A 1,248-nucleotide genomic window follows, 5' to 3' on the forward strand; every position below is an offset into this window, starting at 1 on the left:
CAGCGGGTGTGGCCGAAGCGGCAGGTGCGGTCGAAGCAGGGGGCGCAGTCGAGCTGCAGCTCCTCCTTCAGCCAGATCACCTGCGCGCGCGGGTTCAACGGCGGCGTGTGCTCCGGGCTGGTCGAGCCGAACACGGCGACCTGCGGGATGCCGAACGCCGCCGCGACGTGCATCAGCCCGGAATCGTTGCTGACGACACCGCGGGCGCCGGCGATCAGCACCATCGCGTCGATCAGCGTGGTCTTGCCAGCCAGCACGTGGCAGGCGCCGGGCGCGGCCGCGGCGATCTCGTCGCACAGCGCGACTTCCTTGCCCGAGCCGAGCAGCACGATCGGCAGCCCGTGGGCGGCCTGCAGCGAGCGTGCGAGTTCGGCGTAGTGCGAGGCCGGCCAGCATTTGGCGGGACCGTATTCGGCGCCGGGCGCGAAAGCCCAGTACTGCTGCGGCGCCAGGTCGGCCGCGCGGGTCACGCGCTCGAGCGTTGCCGCATCGAACTGCAGGCGGGGCCGTTCACTCTCGGCGGGGCCGCCCGCCAGCGCGCTGTAGAACGCCACCATCGGCGGGCGCCCGCCGGGGTTCGGCAGCCGCTTGTTCAGCAGCAGCGGCCGGCCTTCGCCCTGGTAGCCGATGCGCTGCGCAATGCCGGCGAAGAACGGAATCAGCGCCGACTTGATCGAGTTCGGCAGCACGTAGGCGGTGTCGAAGCGGCCGCGCAGCGTGGCCGCGACACGGCGCCGCGCCGACCAGTCGAGCCGCCCGTGCGCGAACGGCAGCTCGATCACCTCGCGCACGCCGGCCATCGCCCGGTACACCGGCGCGACCCACGGCAGCGCGGCGACCGTCACCTCGTCACCGCGCGCCGCCAGCCGGCCGACCAGCGGCTGCGACATCACCGCGTCGCCGATCCACTGCGGGGCGATCAGCAAGGCGCGGTTCATCGCGTCGGGTCAGTGCGAGTGGAGTTTTTCGCCGGCCTTCAGGCGATACACGGTGCCGCAGTACGGGCACTTGCCTTCGCCGGTCGTCGCGACGTCGATGAACACCTTCGGGTGGGTGCTCCACAGCGCCATCTTCGGGTTCGGGCAGAACACCACGCCGGGGCCCTGCACGTCGTGCGCGGTGACCTCGACCACTTCCTGTTGTTTGCTTGTGCTCATGGGGTCCTCAGACGGCGGTCAGCCATTCGGCGTACTTGGGGTTGCGGCCGTTCACGATGTCGAAGAACGCGCTCTGGATCTTCTCGGTGAT

General features: G+C 70.7%; 2 protein-coding genes. Both read right to left on the reverse strand.

Features of this window, described 5'->3' with window-relative positions; genetic code table 11:
* The coding region (gene waaF / locus AC1D12_RS33610; RefSeq protein WP_477845415.1) for a lipopolysaccharide heptosyltransferase II at nucleotides 1-938 on the reverse strand (938 nt) is incomplete at its 3' end.
* A gap of 9 nt (nucleotides 939-947) precedes the next feature.
* Nucleotides 948-1,157, reverse strand: coding sequence for a zinc-finger domain-containing protein (locus tag AC1D12_RS33615; protein WP_465110256.1), 210 nt, complete (start codon nucleotides 1,155-1,157; stop codon nucleotides 948-950).
* Nucleotides 1,158-1,248 lie beyond the last annotated feature (91 nt).

It is taken from the genome of Rhizobacter sp. P1_G5 (assembly GCF_056405435.1).